Source organism: Nostoc sp. (assembly GCF_036916985.1).
Lineage (GTDB): Bacteria > Cyanobacteriota > Cyanobacteriia > Cyanobacteriales > Nostocaceae > Nostoc.
The window spans coordinates 1-1,547 of record NZ_JBALFD010000080.1; the positions used below are offsets into that span (position 1 = coordinate 1).

Annotated in this window: 1 rRNA gene; it reads left to right on the forward strand. The window is 54.1% G+C overall.

What is annotated here, in order from left to right:
- Positions 1-2: 2 nt before the first annotated feature.
- A 16S ribosomal RNA gene (locus V7L07_RS26310) occupies positions 3-1,495 on the forward strand.
- Positions 1,496-1,547: the final 52 nt, after the last annotated feature.

Sequence of the window (1,547 nt, forward strand, 5' to 3'; positions counted from 1 at the left end):
ACAAAACGGAGAGTTTGATCCTGGCTCAGGATGAACGCTGGCGGTATGCTTAACACATGCAAGTCGAACGGAATCTTTCGGGATTTAGTGGCGGACGGGTGAGTAACGCGTGAGAATCTACCATCAGGTCTGGGACAACCACTGGAAACGGTGGCTAATACCGGATGTGCCCTTCGGGGTGAAAGGTTAACTGCCTGATGATGAGCTCGCGTCTGATTAGCTAGTTGGAAGTGTAATGGACTCCCAAGGCGACGATCAGTAGCTGGTCTGAGAGGACGATCAGCCACACTGGGACTGAGACACGGCCCAGACTCCTACGGGAGGCAGCAGTGGGGAATTTTCCGCAATGGGCGAAAGCCTGACGGAGCAATACCGCGTGAGGGAGGAAGGCTCTTGGGTCGTAAACCTCTTTTCTCAGGGAAGAACACAATGACGGTACCTGAGGAATAAGCATCGGCTAACTCCGTGCCAGCAGCCGCGGTAATACGGAGGATGCAAGCGTTATCCGGAATGATTGGGCGTAAAGCGTCCGCAGGTGGCAATGTAAGTCTGCTGTTAAAGAGTGAGGCTCAACCTCATAAGAGCAGTGGAAACTACATAGCTAGAGTACGTTCGGGGCAGAGGGAATTCCTGGTGTAGCGGTGAAATGCGTAGAGATCAGGAAGAACACCGGTGGCGAAGGCGCTCTGCTAGGCCGTAACTGACACTGAGGGACGAAAGCTAGGGGAGCGAATGGGATTAGATACCCCAGTAGTCCTAGCCGTAAACGATGGATACTAGGCGTGGCTTGTATCGACCCGAGCCGTGCCGTAGCTAACGCGTTAAGTATCCCGCCTGGGGAGTACGCCGGCAACGGTGAAACTCAAAGGAATTGACGGGGGCCCGCACAAGCGGTGGAGTATGTGGTTTAATTCGATGCAACGCGAAGAACCTTACCAAGGCTTGACATGTCGCGAATCCTGGTGAAAGCTGGGAGTGCCTTCGGGAGCGCGAACACAGGTGGTGCATGGCTGTCGTCAGCTCGTGTCGTGAGATGTTGGGTTAAGTCCCGCAACGAGCGCAACCCTCGTTTTTAGTTGCCAGCATTAAGTTGGGCACTCTAGAGAGACTGCCGGTGACAAACCGGAGGAAGGTGGGGATGACGTCAAGTCAGCATGCCCCTTACGCCTTGGGCTACACACGTACTACAATGCTCCGGACAGAGGGCAGCAAGCATGCGAATGCAAGCAAATCCCGGAAACCGGAGCTCAGTTCAGATCGCAGGCTGCAACTCGCCTGCGTGAAGGAGGAATCGCTAGTAATTGCAGGTCAGCATACTGCAGTGAATTCGTTCCCGGGCCTTGTACACACCGCCCGTCACACCATGGAAGCTGGTAGTGCCCGAAGTCATTACTTCAACCTTTCGGGGAGGAGGATGCCTAAGGCAGGACTGGTGACTGGGGTGAAGTCGTAACAAGGTAGCCGTACCGGAAGGTGTGGCTGGATCACCTCCTTTTTAGGGAGACCTATACCCCTTAGATATCGAAAAGCAAACAGCTATATAGATA